General features: G+C 63.6%; 8 protein-coding genes. 4 read left to right on the plus strand and 4 right to left on the minus strand.

The features are described from left to right. Nucleotides 1–216: 216 nt before the first annotated feature. Nucleotides 217–5,652 carry an enterotoxin A family protein gene (locus ACIHAA_RS27475; protein ID WP_399821718.1) on the minus strand — a complete coding sequence of 1,812 codons (5,436 nt, stop codon included), beginning with the start codon at nt 5,650–5,652 and terminating at the stop codon, nt 217–219. A 706-nt stretch (nt 5,653–6,358) separates the two neighbouring features. Between ACIHAA_RS27475 and aroQ the strand changes: the two genes are divergently transcribed. Next, on the plus strand, nt 6,359–6,934 hold the full coding sequence (aroQ, locus tag ACIHAA_RS27480) for a gamma subclass chorismate mutase AroQ (RefSeq protein WP_399821720.1): 576 nt from the start codon (nt 6,359–6,361) through the stop codon (nt 6,932–6,934). Between the two features lie 163 nt (nt 6,935–7,097). Here aroQ and ACIHAA_RS27485 read toward each other — a convergent pair whose 3' ends face one another. The 3 genes from ACIHAA_RS27485 to ACIHAA_RS27495 are packed head-to-tail and all read right to left on the minus strand — an operon-like array spanning nt 7,098 to nt 10,654. Continuing rightward, entirely contained in the window at nt 7,098–9,107 is a 2,010-nt protein-coding gene (locus ACIHAA_RS27485) for an ATP-binding protein (protein ID WP_399821722.1), read from the minus strand. Between the two features lie 45 nt (nt 9,108–9,152). Continuing rightward, entirely contained in the window at nt 9,153–9,896 is a 744-nt protein-coding gene (locus ACIHAA_RS27490) for a peptidoglycan-binding protein (protein ID WP_399821724.1), read from the minus strand. After that, complete coding sequence (locus ACIHAA_RS27495) at nt 9,896–10,654, minus strand: LuxR C-terminal-related transcriptional regulator (protein ID WP_399821727.1); 759 nt, start codon at nt 10,652–10,654, stop codon at nt 9,896–9,898. Before ACIHAA_RS27495 ends, ACIHAA_RS27490 begins: the two co-directional genes overlap by 1 nt. Before the next feature lie 431 nt (nt 10,655–11,085). On the opposite strand from ACIHAA_RS27495, the gene ACIHAA_RS27500 reads away from it, so the two are divergent. The 3 genes from ACIHAA_RS27500 to ACIHAA_RS27510 all read left to right on the plus strand — a co-directional run bounded on the left by ACIHAA_RS27500 (nt 11,086) and on the right by ACIHAA_RS27510 (nt 17,040). Then, nucleotides 11,086–11,613: a universal stress protein gene (locus tag ACIHAA_RS27500; RefSeq protein ID WP_399821729.1), complete on the plus strand. Its 528-nt coding sequence runs from the start codon at nt 11,086–11,088 to the stop codon at nt 11,611–11,613. Nucleotides 11,614–11,981: 368 nt separating this feature from the next. Then, the gene (mgtA, locus tag ACIHAA_RS27505) at nt 11,982–14,702 is read left to right on the plus strand and encodes a magnesium-translocating P-type ATPase (RefSeq protein ID WP_399821731.1); all 2,721 of its coding nucleotides are present in this window, start codon (nt 11,982–11,984) and stop codon (nt 14,700–14,702) included. A 712-nt stretch (nt 14,703–15,414) separates the two neighbouring features. Then, nucleotides 15,415–17,040, plus strand: coding sequence for a phage tail sheath family protein (locus tag ACIHAA_RS27510; protein ID WP_399821733.1), 1,626 nt, complete (start codon nt 15,415–15,417; stop codon nt 17,038–17,040). Nucleotides 17,041–17,086 lie beyond the last annotated feature (46 nt).

Raw genomic sequence — 17,086 nt, forward strand, 5'->3', positions numbered from 1 at the left:
TGGACCGAGGCCTCGGCACCCTTGTGGGCGGGCTCCGCCGGGACAGGATCTGGCGCGGGAAGCAGGCCTGGTGCCCAGGCCGGGGCTTCGACGGCCTCGTGCAAGACCTCCGTGGCGCACCGGAAAGCGGGCGGACCCGAGCCACCTGGCACAGGTCCGCCCATCATCGCGAGGACGCACGAGGAGTTCACGACGTCCGCGTGCCCGGCACGCGTCTCACCTGATCAGCATCACCGAGGTGACTGTCTGCTCGTCAAAGTTCATCTCCGACACCACCTGCACAGGCTCTGCGTTGCCGATGCGGATGTGTACGTTCGGGGCCGAGGGCTCATTCCAGACCCGGTACCGCACCTTCCCTCCCCCCAGATACGTGGCGATGAGACGTACGTCGTCCGCGAAGTGCAGTTGCATCCTGTCCCCCGCTTCCTGGAACGTGTAGGAAAGTTCGTTCTGCTGTGGACCGTTCCAGCTGTGTGTGCCGTCATCGCCGGCGCCACTGTAGACGTTGGGACGGTTTCCCACCTGGGAGTTCGGCAGGTGGACAGAGACCGAACGGTCCGCGAGGTCCTCCATCACGACGTCGAGGGAAACTCCGGGGGCGGTGGTGAGCGTGTGCTGCGTTTGCTGATGAGTGAAGCAGAGGGTCTTGTTCCGGCCGTCCGACATGCGGGCCTCGAGCCTCATGCCGTATGACCCGTCCAGGGTGTACCGGACCTTCTCCCGTCGCGTCTTCTTGATGTGCATCGTTACTGTGCCGTTGTTCAGGCTCTTCAAGGTCATCTCGGCCGGGCGTCCGTGCCGGACCGGTGCCCCGAGGACGGCGGCGAGGCGTACCGGCTCCTGACTCAGGGTGATGTTCCTCCCGCCGTCCGGGAAGGCGTTCACCGGCGCTCCCGCTACGCTCCAGGACGGTCCGCCACCCCCGGGCCCGTCGACTTCCGCGCGGCCGGCCGCAGCGGTGCTGTTGGAACCTCCGGACGCCGAGACCCGCAGGTCGGCGAGTCGGCCGTCCTGCGCTGCGCGCGTTTCGGCGGCCATCCAGTTCTCGCACTGCACGGTGGTTTCCAACATGATCCGCTGCATCTCCTGAAGGATTTCTTCCTCCATGCCCCATGTCCTCCAGCGGCCGTTGACATATGCCGGAGAGTTGGAATAGGGCTTTTCGGGCGGCGAAGGGCTGTTGTCAACGGAAAGCCACACGGCGAGTTTTATGAGATTCGGATAGTTCCCGTCCTGGGCGCCGGCCAGTTCCTCCGTGAGATTGTGGACACCCTGGCGTACCATCGTTGTGAAGTCGGTCCTCAGCGTTTGGGATATGTCGTCCTTCAGAGACTCGAAGTCCACAGCCTCGGGAGAGGTTGGATTCATGACGAAGAAGGACCTGAGCTTCGCAATTTTGGCGTCCACTTCCTGGATTTTTTGCCTGGCTTCTACTGCCTTACGGTACCGCTCGTCGCCGCTCACTCCGTTCACGATCACAATCCTTTTTCCGAGTACGATCGGCGGTATACAGGCAGAAATGCCGTCCGGTCCCTTGCGTGCTGCGATTTTGACCACTTCCTCCTGCGGCGTGAGGTGGTGTTTGAACTGGCAGTAGTCCAGTTCGATTTGCTTGACCGCGGTCGTTCGCGCGAGGACGAGGTTCATCGCCAAAGCCTGGCGCTCTGCGGGGGAGAGCTGGAGAACCGCCGATATGCGACTCCTTAGATATATCTCCCAGTTCTTCCTGAAAGCCGCCTTGAAACTCTCCTTCCGCTTCCCGATTTCCTCCTCGGTCCGCACCCAGTTCTTGTGGTTCTGATACTCTCCCCAAGCCTCCTCGGCGGCAATCAGAAAAGCTGCTGCGTAAGGATTGGTCAGGGCATATGGAAGCAGCGCCAGCGAAGCACCGTGGTAGACGATTCCATCCCACTCGCCGCTCTCCACGGATTGCTTCAGACCGAGCGCGTTCCCCACTCCGGGCACAATCTGAATTCCGTGCATGAGGTAGTCGTCAAGAGTGGCGTCTCCCGACTTTACGAGGTCATAGAACCCCTTGAGGTAGAGAGCGAGATCCTTGAGGTCTGCCGCATTGTCGATCCTTCCGGCCACACGTCGGGAGAAGCCCTTGCTGCCTTTGCGGAAAACCTTGCTCCACATGACATCATTGTTCTTCAGGTTCGTGGTGTACGGGCCGGAGGCCAGGCTACCCTGAACAATTACCTCGACGTTCGACGCGGTGAGCACAAGAGGGGTTCCCTGTGCAAACTTTATGGATTCAAATTCCTGGCCCCTGCTCTGAGTGACGGCATCCGAGCCCAGAACCTCCCTGACTGCCGGCTCGTCGTCGATGCCGTAGTACTTCACCTGCTCGCGCAGCTCGGCCCGGTCGAACCTGGCGCACAGCGCATCACGGCGCTGCCGCGACGATGTGCAGGCGGTGAACACGGACAGAAGAGAGCTCCTACTCTTCTCGTAGCCTTCCCGGTTGAACCACACAGAACTTTTGACCGGTGCTACATTGCCACTCGCGTCCACGTCAATACGGAACGCCAGGTGAATATTGTCCAGTTCGATTCCGCCCTGCGCATCCCACTCTGCCTTGTAGGCTCCCAGCGCTATCGCATCCGCCGCCCTGGCCTTCCGCTCCGTTGACTCCTTCGGATCATTGATGAGCCGTTCAAGCTCACTTTGAACGCTAATGAAGTTCTCGCCGGGTGCGATGACATAGACCCATGCCTCGTTGCCACCCAGGACCTGCGTCCACTGCGCCACCATCTGATTGATGTCCTGGCTCGTGGACACAAAATTCGTGTTCCCGCTTCCCTTGCGGGTACTGATGTCCCAGATATGGTTGAAGACATCGTTGTCGGTACCCTCCTTCGGCACCTTGAAGCCATGCTTACCCTCGATGTCTTTGGGTGCTCGGGAGTCCACTCTGTATACGACGGTCGGGTTACCTCCCGACCGGACAGGCACTTTTCCGCTCAGAATGTCATTGGTCTTCGAGAAGACATTTATGTCCTTTCTGATCTGACGTACGATCTTCTCCACCTCGGGCACCGTAGCGGTCTTGGACGGAAGGGGCGAGCATCCACTGCCCAACGCGCGCTTGCTCAGACCGCAACTGGTGGCCCACTTCCGGATCTCTGCGGCGTTGAGTTTCCCGTTGCTGCTCTGGACAGATACCACCCAGTCAGCAAAGTGCCCTGGATCTCTCACGGCTGAACTGAGACGTTCAGGGTGAAGCGGCATCGTCACAATCTGATGACTGGTGCTCCCTACGGGAGGGGAATAGTACTGTCGAATGTGGGAATGGCGAACAGAATTCCAGTCAGTAATGCCGTGGACCTCTTCCGAGAGCGGGTTGGCGAGACGCTCGGTGTTGATCGAGCGAGCTCTCTCCAAGTCTTCCAGCCTCTCCTTCAGATCATCCACCTCTGCTTGATTCCTGTTGGACTTCAGTAGCTTTGAGATGCGCTCCTCCGTCCTGTGCGTCTCCTCATCTATTTCCTTCTCTATCGCCCGCCACTTGTCTGCCAGTTCGAAGGAGAAGAGAGTCCTCTGTATGTCTTCGACGGACCTGTCGGGGCTGTACAACGCACGCAGCACTTCAGGGTTCCCGTGAGTTCTGAGCTCGTTGATGTTGGACCGGATGTCATGCGACTCCTGACCGTTCCCGACGGTCCGCTGCACGGTGCCATCCTTCTTGTCGTACGCCTGCGCATTCTGACGCACATGACCGAATTCGTGGAGGATTGACTCGTCCGGCGTGACTACAAATTTCTTTCCGGCTATCTCTCCGAAATCAAATTCAGTGGCCGATACCTGGACGTAGCTCGCCGTTCCGTACCCGCCTGTATTGAGCGTAGGATTTGAAGACGTTACACTCGCTTGCCCGACCTTCCCGTTCTTCGCTTTTTCGAGCGCCCTTGCGAATTTTCTGGCCGTCTCTGAGTAAACCCCGTCAGGTTGGGATACCTTCGCGCTAACGCTCTTTGTCGGCGAGAGAACGACCAGCGCGATTTCTCTGCCATCGGCGTCATGCGGCACGGCTGGACTGAGATCTGTGTAGAACTTGGTTTTTCCCATGTCGGGGTTTATGTCGTCGACATCGACAACTCTGGCTGTCTCGATGAAGGAAAGCAGCTTCTTCTGGTTGACTGAGCCGTGCTGCTTCACTCCGTCGAAAAGGCGGAGATAGCCCTTCACGTGCCCCAGCAGGGCATCATCCGAGAGTTTCGACTCTTTGCAGAAGTCGATTTTCCCGGGCACATTCTTCAAGTCAGCGGAATACAGTTCCACGTTGATCAGGTCGTTTATGTTCGCGACGTCCGCCACCACAATGTTTGGGTGCACGAAATAAGCCGTGTACTTGAATCCATCGGGGTGCGTTATGGTTTCCCAGGCGAACTTGGTCTTGAGGTCACTGACCGTCAGAGCCTCGATCGATTCTGAATCCAGCGGCTCCTTCCGGACGTGCGGAGACCGAATGGCGGCATGAGATCCCGGGAGAAAAGCAGAGTTTTCACTCGGGATGGTTCCCGTCAAACCGGTGAGCAAAATCTCGAGGTCTCTGGCCCACGTATGGGCGTTACTGCTACTCACCACTGGTGTCGTGGCCAACTCGGACGCCGGTGCAGGTGTATCCGAATTTTTGCTCGCTGCCTGGTCACCGGCAGCGACGACTGTGTGGACCGTGGCGTATTCGTCCGCCGCTTCCTGGCCGGGGACTACTGGATCCTTGACCAGGTACTCCGATGATTTCGGCACGGCTTTGTTTCTCTGCTTCTTCTGGGACGGTGCAGCATCCGCATATCTTCTCGGCCCCGTGTGCGGTGCCGAGGGAGTGATGTACAGAAGATCAGCAGCCTTCTCGTACTTCCTCGCCAAACCCTCGTGCTTGGTGACGCTTTTCTCCAGCTGCTTCTGCTGAGATGGGGTGTTGTTCTGACTGTTGACCCGATCCATCTGGCTGCGTGCTATCTCGCGATAGGCCGCAGCAGTCGCACGCAACTTCTCAGCACGATATGCGTTGTACATGACCGCTGCCCGCTCCAGGCGCCCGCGCAGTTCGAGATCCAGGAGGTTTTTGTCGGTCATCGTGCCGAGAGCAGGCTTGAATCCCGTCTGGTGGGCGACCGCCGGCAGCATGCGCGAGCTGTCCCAGGTGTGCAGAAGCCAGGTAGCCCAGTGTTGGACCCCCCACTGCCTCCGTGGCCGCGCCTCCGGTGGGACATTGGGCGAGGCGCCAGTTCGACCGGTGGCGTACTGCCACACCATGTCGATGTTCTGCACCACTTCGTGCCGGGCGTCCATCGGCGTCGGAGCCGAGCCGACCGGCGGCGCGCTGTCGTCCGCTTCGGCCTGGCGCTTGTTCTCCTCCCACTGCCGTTCCATCCGTTCCTGCTCAGCCCGCACTAGCTGGTCCAGGAGCTTCGGGCTCATCATGCCGTCCAGGCCCTGGGGCTCACCGGCGAGGCCCAAAGCCTCCCACGCCTCCTGATACCGGGCCCGCTTTTCTTTCCTGGAGGGCTCCGACGGGCTCGGGGTCTCTCTCACATCGACAGAAGGCGCGAACCGAACGCGTTTGTTGCCATTGCCCCCCTTCGTCGACCGCGTACCGTTCGAGGTGGACTTCTTCAAGATGGGCATTACAGGCTCGTGCTCCATGCTTGTGTGCCTCTCCTTGCATCCGGCGGCTGCGTCCAAGAGCCGGTGACAACGTGAAATGGGTGCCGAGGCGCCCGGCGTAATGGGAGAAGATCTCCGAGGCGTTGCCACGCAGAGGTCGAGGTCCAACTGGCGAGGTGCCGTGCCGGCGAACCCAGCTCGCGCGCCCGAGTGTGAACGCGACGCAGCCCGGGCGGCGTGAACGCACACAGGGGGTGTGCCTGTTGTGCGCGCTCGACGGCGGAGACGGCCCCAGAGTGGTCACGCAGATGTCCGACAGGGGCGCGGGCGCCGTGGCTCGGTGTATCTCCTCTCAAACCCTAGAGAGTGGCTGACCGTAGTGCCGTCGGCTCAGGTTGACTGGCCGCGGAGAAGGTTGACGACACCGGGCGGGTTGCGGCCCGCTCTGCCACTCCTCGGACGCACGGCAGAGAGTTCCGACGGACGAGTCTGATGGTGCCCAGAGAGTCGCTCGCCGGGCTGTTCTGTCGACGTTTGGCGACATCTCGTTTCACTTTTGATGCTGCCCCCATTTCATCGATCGTGGTCATGATGAGGAGCTAGGAAGATCAGCCGGATGAGTCCATCACCAGGAATCGCTGGCACGTAGCGAAAAGAGACAAGTACCTTGCCCTCTCACCACGAACGGCGTTCCCGCACCAGGCAGCGACCTGCCGTCCTCGCGACAGGATGTGCCCTCGCCGCCATGACTCTGATAGCCGCCGCGTCGGCCGACGCGGCCACCGAAGCGGACTCTCAGATGACAACTCTCAGTATCAACACGTCCAGTGTGTCCAAGCAGACCATGGCGCACTTGGCCGGGTTGGCACTCGAACGTGTCAACACAGCCGACCTGGTCGCCGCCTCCAAGTGGATCTCAGGTCAGCCCATAGAGGACCCGGTTCGCGAGCAGCAGGTCCTGGACAGCATGGATGCCGAAGCGGTACGCCTCGGCATTGACCGTCCCTCGGTGCAGCGGATCTTCAAGGATCAGATCGAGGCCAACAAGCTTGTTCAGAGCGAGTTGCACGAACGTTGGCGCAGCAATGCAGGAGAGGCCCCCACCTCCGCGCCGGACCTCGGCGACGTACGTGATGAGATCAACCGCATCAATGGAGAACTCCTGACGGCCATCGGGGCGTCGCAGCCTCTCTTGTCGACGCCTCAGTGCTCACGCATCCGCGTTCAGGCGGTCGACGCGGTCGTCCGAAGCCAGCATCCCGACGACCTTCACATCAAGGGGCTGTGGCGCGCCCTCAAAGACCTGTGCGTCTCCAATTGACGCGCTCCTGACCTCGGGTGACGGTTGGGGCTGACTCCCCCTGATCCGCACCTCGAACAAGCGGGCGAAGCCCCTCTCAGGGCTTCGCCCGTGCTTGGCCTCACGCGGGGATTCCAGTGATGAGCGGACATCATGCGGTACCGGGGCCGCAATGACGTACCGCTCAGTTCACTCTTCCGAAGAGACGTCCCAGTTTGGCGTACTCCGTCTCGATCCCCAGCAAGAGGTCCTCACCTGTTATCGCTCGGCGACCCGCGGCTGCCGCGAAGACAGCGCTCTCGACACAGGCACGGATGCTGCCTCCCGCCAAGTCATAGGCCTGGGCGAGCACATCGACGGAGATGTCCAACGGTACCGAGTCCCCCAGGAACGAATTCCACAACAGCGCACGCACCTCGGGGCCAGGGCTCTCGAAGTGGATCACTTCGTCGAATCGGCGCGTGAAGGCGGCGTCGATATTGGAGCGCAGGTTCGTGGTGAGGACGGCGAGGCCGTTGAAGGCCTCCAGGCGCTGAAGCAGGTAGCCGCTCTGCATGTTCGCGTGCCGGTCATTGGCTCCCCGTACTTCACCTCGCTTCGCGAACATCGAATCGGCCTCGTCGAAGAGGACGACAGCGTCCAGCGTCTCGGCGGCGGAGAAGACACGTTCCAGATTCTTCTCGGTCTCACCGATGTACTTCGACACGATGGATGGAAGGCTGACGACGAAGAGTTCCAGGCCCAGCTCTTTCGCCATGGCCTCCGCGGCCATCGTCTTGCCGGTACCGGATTCACCCGCGAACAGTGCAGTGGTTCCCCGGCCTCGGCCGCCACCTCGGCGCAGTGTCCACGTCCGGAAAACCTCGTCGCGATGACGGACGCGACCGACCAGCATGTCGAGCCGTTCCCGAACTGGACCGGGCAGAACGAGGTCGTCCCAGCCGACTTCGGGAACGATGTGGCGCGCCAGGGCCCCGAGATCGGCGGCGGAACGCTGCCGGGCCGCGGCCCAGACCTCGTGCATCGGAGCCGTTGTGGCAAGCAACGCCGATGTTCGGTGGATGCGTTCCACGGCCACCGACGCCTTGGGGCCGAGTCGGTCGCCGGGTCGGTCGGCCTCGGGGATGCGGAGGTCGATCTCGATGGTCAGCGGGGTGTCCCACTGATACGCCGCCCACTCCTGACTGCCGTAGAGCAACAGGGGCACAGGCTTCTCGTCGAGACGTGTGATGAAGCGTTGCAGCAGGTCCACCTGCTCCGGCGGGACAGAGCCGGGGACCGGTACCGGCATGACGACGGCCGCGCCCAGCAGGCGTGCTTCCAGTGCCGCTCGCTCGGCCAACTGCGCGGGGGCTGTTTCGCACGAGGCGAGGGCGTCGGCGTCCACCAGAAGGGGGAGCCGACCTGCCGTTGCGAGTGCGGTACGCACCGCTGGAAACGCTTCACCGCGCATCCCTTGACGGAGGTATCGGGTCCGGTGCGGATCGGCGACGAGTTGTACACCCAGATCCTCGGCGTTCCCCGGAACGGGCTCATCAGAATGCGCAGGCAGGGCTCGTAGCCAGTGGCCGGCCGGCAGTAGGCCGGTGTCGTTCTCAGCCAGGTAGTCAAGCAGCTGATCCGGAACATTCAGCACTCTGTCAGGAAAGGGCGCTTCGGGGTTTTCGTATGTCACCAGCCCCGATTGCAGCAAGGATGACCCTTCCCGCAGCAGGCCACGTGCCAAGGCCTTCAGTAGCGGCACGTTGTTGGCGGCCAGGACGACCGCGACAGTGGGACGAGACGTGCTCAGGCCGCTCAGATACCGGCAAGCCGTTCCACAGGCAGGGCTGATCTCGGGCAGCACACAGGTGACGAGCAGGTCCGTGTCTTCATTTCCGAGGCCGAACTCCGCAGCCACTCGTGCCAGTCGGTCCCCGTCGGCCGCCATCTGCTCAAGCCGGCGTTCACCGGGCCAGGAATGAGTATCGGTGATCAGCCCGGGAGGGGAGGCTGCGGCCTCGTCGTCCTCCTCACGCTGCATGCAGAGCCGGCGAAGACGGTCCTCGGCCACCTCAAGCCGCTCCTCCAACAGGCTCCGGACCACCGTAAACTCCTCAGCCACCGACTGCCAGCATGTTTGACCAGGTGAATGCGACCCTAGCCACATCGCCGTCTCGCGCGCGTCACCGCTGGTCGATTCTTCCTTGGACATGAGTTGACTCTTCACCCGAGAGGTGGTTCACCGCCCGGCCCCATTTCACGGTTCGAGTCGCTCCAGCTCCCGCCGTGTAGCAGGGCCGTATTCCCCGAGTGCGTCCGACTGCACGCGGTCCGCCACAGCGGCCCACCGCTGGAAGCGGCGGACGGCGTCCCTCGTGTCGGCGTCGTAGTCGCCGTAGCGATAGCCCGCGTACAGGCCAAGCTCGTGGAGCCTGTTCTGCATGGCCATGACTTCGGCTCCACTGTCTCCGGGACGCAGCACCGGGGCCCCGGGCTGGGACGTCGTCGACCGGGCCGGGGAGGAGGACCACGACGGAGAGGCCGTGGACTGCGAAGGAGGCCGGCTGGATGAGTCGGAGGGGAGGGCCCACGTGGCACTGCCGTTGCGGTTGTCCGTGAAGCTCGCCTCCACCGTTTCGCCGCCCGCCCGGGCGGTGTCATGGCGGGAGGGGGCGACCGAGGAGCTCGAGCTGTCGGCCACGGGTGCCTTGCCGGCCCGAGGTGCCGCCTCTGACGGGACGGCATCCGGGGCACCCACGCCCGGTCGGGTGGCATCGAGTCCGTTTTCGTGGGACGCCAGGGCAAAGAGACTCACCCCTACCAACATCAAGGTGCCCGCAGCACCTGCCGGTGCCCACCGGCGAGGATCCCTCGACCGGCGACGCCGACAAGGCAGTTCCCCGACGCCGAACACGATGGTCTCTCCGCCCGAGAGCTCCTCGTGCCGGGGGTGCCCCGTCCGTGCCCCGTCCTGTGGCGGCCGCCCAGTCATTCGCATCATCACCTTGTATCGAGAGTGTCCCGGTGCCGCGTGGGCCACCGCGGATCGACGAGTCTTTCCGTCACATACATCTCATGAGCGACCAGGGCTGCTTGAGTCCGGTTGCTCAGCTGTAGCTTGTTGAGCAGACGAGAGACGTAGGTCTTCACACTGGCCAGAGAGAGGTGAAGTTCTGCGGCTATCTCTGTATTGGCCAGGCCGTACCCCAGCAACCGCAGGACATCTCGTTCGCTCTGATTCAGCAGACTGACCCGCGGATGCACGTGGGAAAAGCGCTCGGACGTGCTGCGAGGCCCAGTCATGAATCCGTCCACAAATTCCGGGGCGATCGCACAGCCGTCCGACAGCACGTGGGACAACAAGGCGTCCAGGAGAGCGGCATCCAGGTTTTTGGTGGCGAACCCCAGTGCACCTGCTTCCAGCGCTTCGTCCAGCACTTCGTGCCGTATCTCATCGGTGAGAAGGACAACCTTGGGAGGCCTCCGCAGGGATCCTCCCAATCGGTCGGCCCTGAGGCCGATCATTCGTGCCAGCGAAAGGTCTATGACCGCAATATGCGGCTCAACGGCTTGGAGACGCCTCGTCGCTTCCCACGCGGTGGAAGCCTGGGCGACAACCTCGTACCGCCCCAGAGCATTGAGGACAGCGCACAGATTGGTGCGGAACACAGTCTCACCAGCAGCGACGAGGACTGTGCGGCGAGCTGTGCCACCCGTGTGACCTGCGGCGGTGCGGTCAAGTTCCGCCATGTGATTCATGCAGTCAAGTCTTGCCCACCGGATCTTAGCCGCCGCCTAACGGTTCCTTAAGTGAGCCTACTCTTCCGCTGGTTGAGCTGCTGCCACCAGGGCATTTCACGCCCGTGCCGATCTCGAAACCTGGAGCCGGCGGATCCTTGACCCCTCGCGTCCGCGTGACCCCGCCGCGCCCGGTAATGCCTGCCTGCCGGACCACGGCCCTACCGGAAGACCTGTCCACCGATGCCTTTCGGCAGGTCTCCGGCGCTGCCGGCTCAGTGGAGGCTGTTATCGCACGATGACCCGACACTTCTGGTGTCGGGGAGGCCATGCGCAGGGGCAAGCAGATCACTCCGCTTGACGTGCAGAATAGGCCTATTTCGCAACGGTGAGGGATCCCGATTGCGGGCATTGTGCAGTTCTTTGAAACTGGACAGAAATGGTGGGCGGCCATGGGCAGCGCGCATCGCGTCATTGTCGGGGTGAGTGGCTCACCCGCCAATCTGGCGGCTCTGCGATGGGCCGTGGCTGAAGCTCGGCGTACGGATGCGCCCCTCGTTCCCGTACTAGCCTGGTCGCTTCCAGGTGACGACACCATGTACTACCACTTGCTGGATGAACTGCATAAGTCTGCTCGCGAGCGGCTGGACCAGGCCTTCGAGGAGGCCTTCGGAGGCTATCCCGACGACCTGGACATCCACTCCATGTCGATACTGGGCGCCGCCGGGCCGGCTCTGGTTGAAACCGCCGGTTCCCCCAGCGATCTCCTCGTCGTCGGCACCGGTCACCGCAGTCGCCTGCGCCGTCTCATCTTCCCCTCGGTCAGTCGGTACTGTCTGGCACGCGCAGAGTGCCCGGTGATTGCCGTCCCGCCGCCCGCTCTGCTCCGCGAATTGAGCCTCATGGCGCGCGTGACCCGCAAGATGCGAGTGAACGACGCGTCGAAGTGGATAGCCATGATGGCCGCCCCCAGGAGCTGACAGATTACTCATGTTCCAGCTTTCGTCATGGCCCGGACATGACTTTCGGCATGTTGCCGCGCCTGGCTGAGATGACAGCATGAGCTGGAATCGGGTCGGCGCCGGTCGTGCCCCGACTGTGCTGTCCGCACGAGCAAGGAGGTGATCGGGATGAGTCCCGAAGGAAATCCTTGCCGCAGCGTGCCGATTTACTGACCCCTCATTCCACACAGATTCCTGCTTCACGATCTCGTGTTTTCCGCAGGTTTTCTTGTCTCTGTTTTCCCCGCACGTGTGTCCGGTGGCCTGCCGGCCCACGTCGCTGACCACTCCGCGACCGGCTTGATCGCACCTGCCGTCCTGCCGTGTGCGCGGGGGGAGGATTCGCCATGACCCTGCTCACCCCCGAGAAGCTCGCTCCGCCCGGCGGTGGATTCCGTTCGCGCCGGGAGCGCCAAGCCGCCGAACTGGCGGCGCAGACCCGCGCCGCCGCCGAGCGGCTCGCCACGATCAGTGGCCGCCCGGCGGCCACCGTGCTGCGGGACTTGAACGCCAGGCCTGACGGGCTGGACCATGTGGAGGCCGCCGATCGCTCGCGTCGCCACGGCCGGAATGTGATCGCCCAGGAGCGGGCGCCACGTTGGACCGTGCAGTTGGCCAAGGCGTACTGGAATCCGTTCATCCTGGTTCTGGTGTGCCTGGCCAGTGTCATGTACTGGCAGGACCCGGAGGATCCGGGTGTCGTCATTCTGTCGGTCATGGTGGGGCTCAGTGGTCTGCTGCGGTTCTGGCAGGAGTACCGCTCCAACAAGGCGGCGGCCGCGCTCAAGCAGTTGGTGACCACGACCACGGCGGTGCAGCGGCGGGTCGGGCACGGCGCGCTGCCGACCACCGTCGAGCTGCCGACGGACCAGGTGGTACCGGGTGATGTGGTGAAGCTGGCCGCCGGTGACCTGGTCCCGGCCGATCTGTACCTGCTGACGTCAAAGAACCTGATGCTCAATCAGGCCGCGCTGTCGGGTGAGTCGCTTCCGGTGGCCAAGGGGGACCTTCGTCCGGGCGGTCGGGAACAGGACGGAACCGCAGACCCGGTCGAGGCGGACAACCTGTGTCTGATGGGCACCTCGGTCACCTCGGGCACGGCCACCGGGGTTGTTGTGGCGACCGGCGCGCAGACCTACTTCGGGTCCATGGCCGGATCGCTGGTGGGCGAACGTCCGCAGACCAACTTCGACCACGGCGTGCGCAAGGTCAGCTTCCTGCTGATCCGGTTCATGCTGGTGATGGTACCGGTGGTGTTCGCCGTCAACGGCCTCACCAAGGGCGACTGGAACGAAGCCTTCCTGTTCGCTGTGGCGGTGGCAGTGGGTCTCACCCCGGAGATGCTGCCGATGGTCGTCTCCGCCAACCTCGCCCGCGGCGCCGTGGCGATGGCCAAGCGCAAGGTCGTGGTCAAGCGGCTCAACGCGATCCAGAACCTGGGTGCGATGGACGTGCTGTGCACCGACAAGACCGGCACCCTGACCGAGGACCGCATCGTCCTCGACCGCTATGTCGACGTGCACGGCAAGGAGGACGACGAGGTCCTGCAGTACGCCTACCTCAACAGCCACTTCCAGACCGGGCTGCGCAACCTGCTGGACCAGGCGGTCATCGACCGGGTCGGCGAGGCCGAGGAGGTTGTCGTCGACGCCCGCTTCACCATGGTCGACGAGATCCCCTTCGACTTCGCCCGGCGCCGTATGTCCGTGGTCCTGGCCCGCAACACCCCGGGAGAGGACAAGGCCGCCTCCGAACATGTGCTGATCACCAAGGGCGCATTCGAAGAAGTCCTGGACCTTTGCACCCACCTGACCGACCGCGGCGAGCGGATCGAACTCACCGACCGGCTGCGCCGGCACGTCACCCGCATCGCCGAGAGCAGCAACCGTGAGGGGCTGCGCGTCCTGGCCGTGGCCACCCGCACGATCAGTGAACCGCGCACCACCTACACCACGGCGGACGAGGCCGAGTTGACCCTGGTCGGGTTCCTGGCCTTCCTCGACCCGCCGAAGGCCGACGCCGCCAGGGCCTTGCGGGCACTGGCGGACAAAGGCGTCACCGTCAAGGTCGTCACCGGAGACAACGAACTGGTCGCCGCCCGGGTCTGTGCCGATGTCGGCCTGGAGGTCGGTGACGTGATCACCGGCGCCGACATCGACATCTGCGACGATGCCGAGCTGCGCGAACTGGTCGGCCGCGTCACGGTGTTCGCCAAGGCCAACCCCGTGCAGAAAGCCAGGATCGTGCGCGCGCTACAGGCGGAGGGCCACACCGTGGGCTTCCTCGGCGACGGCATCAACGACGCCGCAGCCCTGCGGGACGCCGACGTCGGCATCTCGGTGGACACCGCGGTCGACATCGCCAAGGAATCCGCCGACATCATCCTGCTGGAGAAGGACCTCACCGTCCTGGAACAGGGTGTCCTCCAGGGCCGTCAGACGTTCGGCAATACCATCAAGTACATCAAGATGACTGCCAGCTCCAACTTCGGCAACGTCTTCTCCGTACTTGTCGCCAGCGCCTTCATCCCCTTCCAGCCGATGCTCGCCATTCACCTGCTGGTACAGAATCTCGCCTACGACATCTCCCAACTGGCCACCCCGTGGGACCGCATGGACCCCGAGTACCTGCGCAAGCCCCGCAACTGGGACGCCCGCGGCATCGGGCGCTTCATGATCTGCATCGGACCCATCAGCTCCATCTTCGACATCACCACCTTCCTGCTGATGTGGCACGTCTTCCACGCCGACTCCCCCGCAGAGCAGAGCCTGTTCCAGTCCGGCTGGTTCATCGAGGGACTCCTCTCCCAGACCCTGATCGTCCACATGATCCGCACCCGCAGGATCCCCTTCATCCAGTCCCGCGCCTCGCTGCCCGTGATGGTGATGACCGCCGTCATCATGGCGTTCGGCATCTACCTGCCGTTCTCCCCCTTCGCTGCCGGCATCGGGCTGCAACCGCTGCCCATGACGTACTTCCCCTGGCTCATCGGAACCCTGCTCGCCTACTGCGCCCTGACCCAACTGATCAAGACCCGCTACATCCGCCGCTTCAACTCCTGGCTGTAGCCCGTCGTCCCTCCTTGGCGGACCGGCTCCCGGATTCGGGGAGCCGGTCCGCCCTCCCCTTCGGTCCCGCTCTGTCGGGGGTCTCCCACGCCTGTCCCCGACCCGACGGCCGCGGACACGTGTGGTGGAGGATTCGATGCTGTGACGGACGATGCGGCGTCGCCCCCCTGTGCAGATGGCTGCGCAGGGGGGCACAGTCGTGTCTCCTTTCCGTCCCGTGGGACCGGTCCAGATCGCCGCACGAGCCCCACTCAGCCACAACGGGCGCTACAGCTCCGCCCGGACCTGGGCAGCACACCACAGAAGCCAGGCTGGTCGCCGGGGGAACGCACGGCGGGGCGCGCTCTTTCCATCCACACTCCGCATTCTCCTGCGACAATTCACCCTTGGTCACCCTCAAACGTATGACAGAGCAGTCGACTTGACACGCCCTCTGTAGACCAAACGTTGATCCCGGCCGAATCCTCCGTTGACAGATTTCCGGTGAACCGCCGCAGCGCACCGATTCGTTTGACACGGCGTCGTCATATTGACCATGATCCAAGCAGAATCCACGGCCGGAACCGGCAATGAGCCAGTCGTGCGGCAAGAGAAGTAGTGTCTCCAGCCACGACGAATGGTTGTCTCCGCCGCCTGATTTCCTGCTGCGGTCGGACGGTGCGATCTGCAAATTGGATTCCCCCTCGGGACAACTCACGAGAAAGAGTGCTGGATGGCCACCTATTTGTCTCCCGGAGTGTTCGTCGAAGAGGCCGCAAGCGGCTCCCGGCCGGTGGAGGGTGTCGCCACGGCGGTCGCCGCCTTCGTCGGGTTCGCCGACGAGGGGCCGCTCAACGAGCCGGTCCGCATCACCAACTGGAGCCAGTTCACGAAGACGTTCGGTGACTTCGTCCAGGGCTCCTACCTCGCGCACTCCGTGTACGGCTATTTCGCCAACGGCGGCGGCACCTGCTACGTCGTACGGGTCGGCGGTAAGTCCGCGGACGCCGGCACCGGCACCGGCACGCAGGACGTGGGCTCCGCCGCCCCGGCGCAGGTGCTCGGTGACTTCAGGATCGCCGCCCTCCCCGCTGCCTCCGGTCACGAAATCGCGGTCGACGTGCAGCGCAAGGCGGTCGACCCCAAGGCCAAGCGCCCCGCCACGGGTCCGGCCGACAAGGCCAGGGCCGGCAAGGACGGGGCCGCGGAGGCGGGCGCGGAAGACCACTTCACTTTCACCGTGAAGGTGAACGGCACCCCGACCGAGACCTTCGACGTCTCCACCGAGAAGTCCTCCGCCTCGTACGTCGTCACGCAGGTCAAGAAGCACTCGAAGCTCGTACTCGTGGAGGAGGCCACAACCGGCGCCGCGCTCGCGCTGCCGGAGTCCTCCACCCTGGCACTGACGGCTGCTCCCACCGCTGACGCCGCCGGGGGCGCCACGGCCGTCAAGGATGTCGTGGGCCGCTACGTCGGCAGGGTCAACGACCGCTCGGGCCTGTCGGGCCTGGAGACCATCGACGACGTCACCATGATCGCCGCCCCTGACCTGATGGCCGCCTACCAGAGCGGCAACGTCAGCCGCGAGCAGGTCAAGGCGATTCAGCTGGCCATGATCAGCCACTGCGAGAACATGGCCAACCGCATGGCCATCCTCGACCCCCTGCCGGACATGAACCCCTCCGAGGTCTACGACTGGCGGCAGAACGAGGCGGGCTTCGACTCCAAGTACGCGACTCTGTACTACCCGTGGATCCAGGTCGCCGATCCGGTCAGCGGCAAGGGCTTCCTGATGCCGCCCTCCGGTCACATCGCCGGCCTGTGGGCGCGCAACGACGACGCTCGCGGCGTGCACAAGGCACCGGCCAACGAGGTCCTGCGCGGCGCCCTCGATCTGGGCATCCAAGTCACCAAGGGAGAGCAGGAGCAGCTGAACCCCGCAGGCATCAACTGCATCCGCAGCTTCCCCGGCCGCGGCATCCGGATCTGGGGTGCCCGCACCCTCTCCAGTGACACGGCGTGGCGCTACCTGAATGTCCGACGCCTCTTCAACTACCTGGAGGAGTCGATCTACCTGGGGTCGCAGTGGGCGGTCTTCGAGCCCAACGAGGAGCGGCTGTGGTCGACGATCCGCCGCAACGTGTCGGCCTTCCTCACCAACGAGTGGCGCAACGGTGCCCTCTTCGGCGCCACGCCGGAGGAGGCCTTCTACGTCAAGTGCGACGCCGAGACCAACCCGCCGGAGGTCATCGACTCCGGCCAGGTCGTCTGCGAGATCGGTGTGGCGCCGGTCAAGCCGGCCGAGTTCGTCGTCTTCCGGATCTCCCAGGATTCCGCATCGGGCGAAGGGGGCCAGTGACCAGCAAGATTTCCGCCCTTCTCAGCCATCTCATTCACACACAGAC

Source organism: Streptomyces sp. NPDC052040, from assembly GCF_044548405.1.
Lineage (GTDB): Bacteria > Actinomycetota > Actinomycetes > Streptomycetales > Streptomycetaceae > Streptomyces.